The 6966-nt window shown below is 64.9% G+C and carries 9 protein-coding genes and 1 pseudogene; all 10 read left to right on the forward strand.

The features are described 5' to 3' along the window. Positions 1-12 precede the first annotated feature (12 nt). Positions 13-399: a Fe-S cluster assembly scaffold IscU gene (gene iscU, locus BAY1663_RS05560; RefSeq protein WP_011914136.1), complete on the forward strand. Its 387-nt coding sequence runs from the start codon at positions 13-15 to the stop codon at positions 397-399. 11 nt (positions 400-410) lie between these two features. Further along, positions 411-734, forward strand: a complete 324-nt coding sequence (iscA, locus tag BAY1663_RS05565) for an iron-sulfur cluster assembly protein IscA (protein WP_037038435.1) — start codon at positions 411-413, stop codon at positions 732-734. A 7-nt stretch (positions 735-741) separates the two neighbouring features. Beyond that, a complete protein-coding gene (hscB, locus tag BAY1663_RS05570) occupies positions 742-1263 on the forward strand; it encodes a co-chaperone HscB (RefSeq protein ID WP_037038436.1) in 522 nt (173 codons plus the stop codon). 42 nt (positions 1264-1305) lie between these two features. Beyond that, entirely contained in the window at positions 1306-3171 is a 1866-nt protein-coding gene (gene hscA / locus BAY1663_RS05575; protein ID WP_037038437.1) for a Fe-S protein assembly chaperone HscA, read from the forward strand. Between the two features lie 5 nt (positions 3172-3176). Continuing rightward, positions 3177-3515, forward strand: coding sequence for an ISC system 2Fe-2S type ferredoxin (gene fdx, locus BAY1663_RS05580; protein ID WP_037038438.1), 339 nt, complete (start codon positions 3177-3179; stop codon positions 3513-3515). Positions 3516-3530: 15 nt separating this feature from the next. Beyond that, complete coding sequence (iscX, locus tag BAY1663_RS05585) at positions 3531-3728, forward strand: Fe-S cluster assembly protein IscX (protein WP_037038440.1); 198 nt, start codon at positions 3531-3533, stop codon at positions 3726-3728. Positions 3729-3957: 229 nt separating this feature from the next. Then, positions 3958-4389: a nucleoside-diphosphate kinase gene (gene ndk, locus BAY1663_RS05590; RefSeq protein WP_003288300.1), complete on the forward strand. Its 432-nt coding sequence runs from the start codon at positions 3958-3960 to the stop codon at positions 4387-4389. Positions 4390-4408: 19 nt separating this feature from the next. Next, positions 4409-5556 (forward strand): annotated as a pseudogene (rlmN, locus tag BAY1663_RS05595) (23S rRNA (adenine(2503)-C(2))-methyltransferase RlmN). An 11-nt stretch (positions 5557-5567) separates the two neighbouring features. Continuing rightward, the gene (gene pilW, locus BAY1663_RS05600; protein WP_037038446.1) at positions 5568-6326 is read left to right on the forward strand and encodes a type IV pilus biogenesis/stability protein PilW; all 759 of its coding nucleotides are present in this window, start codon (positions 5568-5570) and stop codon (positions 6324-6326) included. Then, a partial coding sequence (locus BAY1663_RS05605) for a helix-turn-helix domain-containing protein (protein WP_051497080.1) occupies positions 6323-6966 on the forward strand: 644 nt, incomplete at its 3' end. The genes pilW and BAY1663_RS05605, both read left to right, overlap by 4 nt.

The following is a 6966-nucleotide window of genomic DNA, read 5'->3' on the forward strand; positions in this document are numbered from 1 at the left end:
GAGGATTGCACCATGGCATACAGCGACAAGGTCATCGACCACTACGAAAATCCGCGCAACGTCGGCAAGTTCGATGCTGAGGACCCGAACATCGGTACCGGCATGGTCGGCGCGCCGGCCTGCGGCGACGTGATGCGCCTGCAGATCAAGGTCAACGAGCAGGGCGTCATCGAGGATGCCAAGTTCAAGACCTACGGCTGCGGTTCGGCGATCGCCTCCAGTTCCCTCGCCACCGAGTGGATGAAGGGCAAGACGCTGGAAGAGGCCGAAACCATCAAGAACACCCAGCTGGCCGAGGAGCTGGCGCTGCCGCCGGTGAAGATCCACTGCTCGGTGCTCGCCGAGGATGCGATCAAGGCCGCCGTGCGCGATTACCGCGAGAAGAAAGGCCTGCTCTGAAGGAGATTGCGATGGCTATCACCATGACAGCGGCTGCCGCCCAGCACGTTCGTCGCTCGCTCGAAGGGCGTGGCAAGGGCGTGGGTGTGCGGCTCGGAGTGCGCACCACCGGCTGCTCCGGGCTGGCCTATGTGCTCGAGTTCGTCGACGAGACGGCAGCCGAGGACTCGGTGTTCGAGAGTCACGGGGTCAAGGTGATCATCGATCCGAAGAGCCTCGTCTATCTCGACGGCACCGAGCTCGACTTCGTTCGCGAAGGGCTCAACGAGGGCTTCAAGTTCAACAACCCGAACGTGCGTGGCGAATGCGGCTGCGGCGAGAGCTTCAATATCTGAGGGCGCTGTGGGAACTCCTTGTCATTTCGCGCTCTTCGGCCTGCAACCCGACTTCGAGCTGGATCTGGATAGCCTGGCTGCCCGCTATCGTGAGCTGGCGCGCCAGACGCATCCCGATCGCTTCGCCGATGCCGCCGAGAACGAGCAGCGCCAGGCGCTGGAGCGCTCCGCCAACCTCAACGAGGCCTACCAGACACTGAAGAGTCCGAGCCGGCGCGCGCGCTATCTGCTCGCGGTCGAGGGGCATGAGGTGCCGCTGGAGGCGACCGTGCAGGACCCGCAGTTCCTCATGCAGCAGATGCACTGGCGCGAGGAACTGGAAGAGCTGCAGGAGCAGGCCGATCTGGCTGGCGTGGCGACCTTCAAGTCGCGCCTGAAGCAGGCGCAGCAGGCATTGAACGGCGACTTCGCGCAGATCTGGCGGGACCCTTCGCGCCGCGCCGAGGCCGAGCGCCTGGTGCGCCGCATGCAGTTTCTCGACAAGCTATCCCAGGAAGTGCGCCAACTCGAAGAGCGCCTCGACGATTAACCCCTGCGTAGCGCCCGGCGCTGCGCCCGATATCAGACAGACATGGCCTTACTTCAGATTGCCGAGCCAGGACAAAGCCCACAGCCGCATCAGCGTCGCCTGGCCGTCGGGATAGACCTGGGTACCACCAATTCCCTCGTCGCTGCGCTGCGCAGTGGTGTCACCGCGCCGCTGGCCGATGGCGAAGGGCGCGTGATCCTGCCGTCGGCGGTGCGCTATCACGCCGACCGGGTCGAGGTCGGTCGGACCGCCAAGCAGGCGGCGGCCATGGACCCGCTCAACACCATCGTTTCGGTCAAGCGCCTGATGGGGCGCGGGCTGGCCGACGTCAAGCAGCTGGGCGAGCAACTGCCGTACCGCTTCAGCAGCGAAAGCGAATCGCAGATGCCCTACATCGAGACGGTGCAGGGGCCGAAGAGTCCGGTGCAGGTTTCCGCCGATATCCTCACGGCGCTGCGCCAGCGTGCCGAAGCCACGCTGGGGGGCGAGCTGGTCGGCGCGGTGATCACGGTGCCGGCGTATTTCGACGATGCGCAGCGCCAGGCGACCAAGGATGCCGCGCGGCTCGCCGGCCTCAGCGTGTTGCGCCTGCTCAACGAGCCGACGGCCGCGGCGGTTGCCTACGGGCTGGATCGCCAGGCCGAGGGCGTGGTCGCCATCTACGACCTGGGTGGCGGCACCTTCGATATTTCGATCCTGCGCCTGACCAAGGGCGTCTTCGAGGTACTGGCCACCGGCGGCGATACCGCCCTGGGCGGCGATGACTTCGATCATGCCGTGGCCGGCTGGATTCTCGGCCAGGCCGGCGTTTCCGGGAATCTCGATCCGGGTGCCCAGCGCGCGCTGCTGAAGATCGCCTGCGAGGCCAAGGAGCGCCTGAGCGATGTCGCTGAAGTGGAGGTCGCCTACGCCGGCTGGCGTGGCATGCTGGACCGCGAGACCTTCGATGCGCTGATCGAGCCGATGATCGCCCGCAGCCTGAAGGCCTGCCGCCGTGCGGTGCGCGATTCCGGCATCGAGCTGGAAGAAGTGACCGCGGTGGTCATGGTCGGCGGCTCGACCCGCGTGCCGAGTGTGCGTTCGGCTGTCGCCGGGCTGTTCGGTCGCGAGCCGCTGACCGATATCGATCCCGACGAGGTGGTGGCGATCGGCGCGGCGATCCAGGCCGAGACCCTGGCCGGCAACAACCGGGGCGGTGAAGAGTTGCTGCTGCTCGACGTGATTCCGCTGTCCCTGGGGCTGGAAACCATGGGCGGCCTGATGGAAAAGATCATTCCGCGCAACACCACCATTCCGGTTGCCCGGGCGCAGGATTTCACCACCTACAAGGATGGCCAGTCGGCCATGATGATCCACGTGCTGCAGGGTGAGCGCGAGCTGATCGCCGACTGCCGTTCGCTGGCGCGCTTCGAGCTGCGCGGCATCCCGTCGATGGTCGCCGGCGCGGCGAAGATCCGCGTGACCTTCCAGGTCGATGCCGATGGCCTGCTCAGCGTCTCGGCGCGTGAGCTGGCTTCTGGCGTAGAGGCGAGCATCCAGGTCAAGCCGTCCTACGGCCTGACCGATGGCGAGATCGCGCGGATGCTCGAGGATTCCTTCCGCAAGGCGGACGAGGATCGCCAGGCGCGCGCCCTGCGTGAACAGCTGGTCGACGCCCAGCGTCTGCTGGAGGCCGTCGAGGCGGCGCTGGCGGCCGATGGCGAGCGGCTGCTCAGCGTCGAAGAGCGCGAGGCCATCGAAGTGCAGATGAGCGAATTGCGCGGGCTGCTCGACAGCCAGGACGTCATCGCCGTCGAGCGCCAGATCAAGCGCCTGAGCCAGATCACCGATGCCTTCGCTGCGCGTCGGCTGGATTCCACCGTCAAGGCCGCGCTGGCCGGGCGGCGGCTAAACGATATCGAGGATTGACCCAGATGCCGCAGATCATTTTCCTGCCCAACGCCGACCATTGCCCCGAAGGCGCCGTCATCGAGGCGCAAACCGGCGAGACGGTGCTGGACGCCGCGCTGCGCAATGGCATCGACATCGAGCATGCCTGCGAGAAGTCCTGCGCCTGCACCACCTGCCACGTGGTGGTGCGCGAGGGGTTCGACTCGCTCGAGGCGTCCGACGAACTGGAGGACGACATGCTCGACAAGGCCTGGGGGCTGGAGCCGCATTCGCGGTTGTCCTGTCAGGCGGTGGTGGCCGATACGGACCTCGTGGTGGAGATTCCGAAGTACACCATCAACCAGGTTTCCGAAGGGCATTGAGGCGAGGGAATAGTCATGACTCTCAAATGGACGGACGTGCAGGACATCGCCATCGAGCTGGCCGAACGCAAGACCGACGTCGATCCGCGCTATGTGAACTTCGTCGAACTGCACCGCTGGGTGCTGGAATTGCCGGACTTCTCCGACGATCCCCAGCGCGGCGGCGAGAAGGTGCTCGAAGCGATCCAGGCGGCCTGGATCGAAGAAGCCTGAAAGGCAGCCCCCGGGCTTCAGGCTTCGGATAGGGTGGATGGCCGAAGCCATCCACGCGAACCTGGCGTCACGTCGGCACGAGGCATATTCATGTACCTCCACGTGGAAAATCGCTTTGCGAGTTTTCCACCCTGCTATGCTTGCCGCCGCCCTTATATTTTCCTCCCCGACCCGCGTATAATCCGCGGGTTTACTCGTTCGCTTTAACCCCTCAGTTTTGGAGTCCTACATGGCCCTGCAACGCACCTTCTCCATCATCAAGCCCGACGCCGTCGCCAAGAACGTGATCGGTGAAATCACCACCCGTTTCGAGAAGGCCGGCCTGCGCGTCGTCGCTTCCAAGATGGTCCAGCTGTCCGAGCGCGAAGCTGCCGGCTTCTACGCCGAGCACAGCGAGCGCGGCTTCTTCAAGGACCTGGTTGCGTTCATGACCTCCGGCCCGGTCATCGTTCAGGTCCTGGAAGGTGAGAACGCCATCGCCAAGAACCGCGAGCTGATGGGCGCCACCAACCCGAAGGAAGCCGCTGCCGGCACCATCCGCGCCGATTTCGCCGTCTCCATCGACGAAAACGCCGTGCACGGCTCCGACTCCGAAGCCTCGGCCGCGCGCGAAATCGCCTACTTCTTCGCTGCCACCGAAGTGTGCGCACGCATTCGCTGAGTGAGCGAAGGTGAATCCAATGATCGCCACGACCGGTAAAGTCAATCTGCTGGGCCTGACCCAGCCGCAACTGGAAAGCTTCTTCGAGTCCATCGGGGAGAAGCGTTTTCGTGCCGGTCAGGTGATGAAGTGGATTCACCACTTCGGCGTCGACGACTTCGACGCCATGAGCAATCTCGGCAAGGCCCTGCGCGAAAAGCTCAAGGCCTGCGCCGAGATTCGCGGCCCGGAAATCGTCAGTGAGGACATTTCCAGCGACGGCACCCGCAAATGGGTGGTTCGCGTCGCCTCGGGCAGTTGCGTGGAGACGGTGTACATCCCGCAGGCGGGCGCGGTACGCTGTGTGTGTCCTCGCAGGCCGGCTGTGCCCTGGACTGCAGCTTCTGCTCCACCGGCAAGCAAGGCTTCAACAGCAACCTCACCGCCGCCGAAGTGATCGGCCAGGTGTGGATTGCCAATAAATCCTTTGGCAGCGTCCCGGCCAAGATCGATCGTGCCATCACCAACGTGGTGATGATGGGCATGGGCGAGCCGCTGCTCAATTTCGACAACGTCGTCGCCGCCATGCAGATCATGATGGACGACCTCGGCTACGGCATTTCCAAGCGCAAGGTGACCCTGTCGACCTCCGGCGTGGTGCCGATGATCGACGAGCTGGCCAAGGTCATCGACGTCTCCCTGGCGCTGTCGCTGCACGCGCCGAACGACGAGCTGCGCGACCAGCTGGTGCCGATCAACAAGAAATACCCGCTGGCCATGCTGCTTGCCGCCTGTCAGCGCTACATCTCGCAACTGGGCGAGAAGCGCGTGCTGACCATCGAATACACCTTGCTCAAGGGCGTCAACGACCAGCCCGAGCATGCCGAGCAGATGATGGCGCTGCTGGCGGAGATTCCCTGCAAGATCAACCTGATTCCGTTCAACCCCTTCCCCCATTCCGGATATGAGCGGCCGAGCAACAATGCCATCCGCCGTTTTCAGGACATCCTGCACAAAGGCGGGCACAATGTGACGGTGCGTACCACCCGCGGCGAAGACATCGACGCGGCCTGTGGTCAGCTCGTCGGCCAGGTCATGGACCGCACGCGTCGAAGCGAGAGATACATCGCTGTGCGTGAGCTGCAGAGCGACCCAGGTGCGGCGCATATTGCCTCGAACCGATCCTGAGGGGGATGCCGATGATTTTGCGCACTGCGCTGCTGCTTCTACTGACCGGCCTGATGGCCGGTTGTGTGTCTTCTGGAACTGTCGATCCGCTGAAGACCGAGGAGGGCCGGCAGCAGGCCCGCGATGCCTATATCCAGCTGGGCATCGGCTATCTGCAGCAGGGCGCCGCTTCGCGCGCCAAGACACCGCTGCGCAAGGCGCTGGAAATCGACCCGCGCAGTGCCGATGCGCATGCCGCGCTGGCGCTGGTGTTCCAGACCGAGATGGAGAACGACCTGGCGGACAAGCACTACCGCGAGGCGCTCTCCAATCGTCGCGACGCCCGTATCCTCAACAACTACGGCAGCTTCCTGTACGAGCAGCAGCGCTATTCAGAAGCCATGGAACGCTTCACCCAGGCGACCGAAGACAACCTCTACCCCGAGCGCGCCCGGGTCTTCCAGAATCTCGGCCTGACGGCGCTGAAGCTGGGGCGCCGCGACGACGCCGAGCGCTATTTCACGCGCTCGCTGCGCCTGGACAGCCGCCAGCCCATGGCGCTGCTGGAACTGGCGATGATGGCCTACGAGGACAAGCAGTACGTTCCGGCCAAGCGTTATTACAACAGCTTCAGCCAGTTGGCCGAGCAGAATGCGCGTAGCCTGCTGCTCGGCATTCGCCTGGCCAACATCCATCAGGAGCGCGATACCGCTGCCAGCCTCGGGCTCCAGCTGAGGCGGCTGTATCCTGGCACGGATGAGTACAAGCAATTTCTCTCGGAGCAACGATGACCGCGCCGCATCCAGAATCCGCTGCACCGGTGGCGATGGGCAGCAATCCCGGCGAGACGCTGCGCAGCGCTCGCGAAGGCAAGGGCTTGACCCTGTCTGCGGTGGCCCAGCAGCTGAACCTCACCGAGCGCGCCCTGGCTCGTATCGAGGCCGGGGATTTCAGCCAGTTGCCCGGGCATACCTTCGCCCGCGGCTATGTGCGGGCCTATGCCAAGTTGCTGGGGCTGGACCAGAACCGGCTGGTCCAGGAGTTCGACCAGCACACCGGCACCGACGCCTCGGGTAGCAGCGTCACCAGCCTGGGCCGTATCGAGGAGCCCGGGCGCCTGTCGCGCAACGTCATGCGCTTCTTCGGCTTCGCCTTGCTGCTGGTGCTGGCCGGCGCCGCCTTCTACTGGTGGCAGGAGCGTGCGGCGCGCGAGGAATCGGCCCCCGCCGTGACCGCCCTGGAGCGCATCGAGGTGGAAAGCGCCGACGGCACCACGCAGATTCACATGCTCGACCGTGCCGAAGACTCGGAGCCGGCCGAAGAGGCGCCGCTGCCGCTCGCGGATGAAGCGGCCGTCGACGCGCCGCAGGCCGTCACCGAGCCGGTCGAGCCGGCTACCAGCGAACCCGCCGCCGAGGTGCCGGCCGAACC

Source organism: Pseudomonas sp. BAY1663, from assembly GCF_000582595.1.
Lineage (GTDB): Bacteria > Pseudomonadota > Gammaproteobacteria > Pseudomonadales > Pseudomonadaceae > Stutzerimonas > Stutzerimonas stutzeri_AF.

Coding starts and splice junctions, on each gene's coding strand:
- ndk (WP_003288300.1), top strand. CDS start 3,958: ATGGCCCTGCAACGCACCTTCTCCATCATCAAGCCCGACGCCGTCGCC.
- hscA (WP_037038437.1), top strand. CDS start 1,306: ATGGCCTTACTTCAGATTGCCGAGCCAGGACAAAGCCCACAGCCGCAT.
- iscX (WP_037038440.1), top strand. CDS start 3,531: ATGACTCTCAAATGGACGGACGTGCAGGACATCGCCATCGAGCTGGCC.
- pilW (WP_037038446.1), top strand. CDS start 5,568: ATGATTTTGCGCACTGCGCTGCTGCTTCTACTGACCGGCCTGATGGCC.
- fdx (WP_037038438.1), top strand. CDS start 3,177: ATGCCGCAGATCATTTTCCTGCCCAACGCCGACCATTGCCCCGAAGGC.
- iscA (WP_037038435.1), top strand. CDS start 411: ATGGCTATCACCATGACAGCGGCTGCCGCCCAGCACGTTCGTCGCTCG.
- iscU (WP_011914136.1), top strand. CDS start 13: ATGGCATACAGCGACAAGGTCATCGACCACTACGAAAATCCGCGCAAC.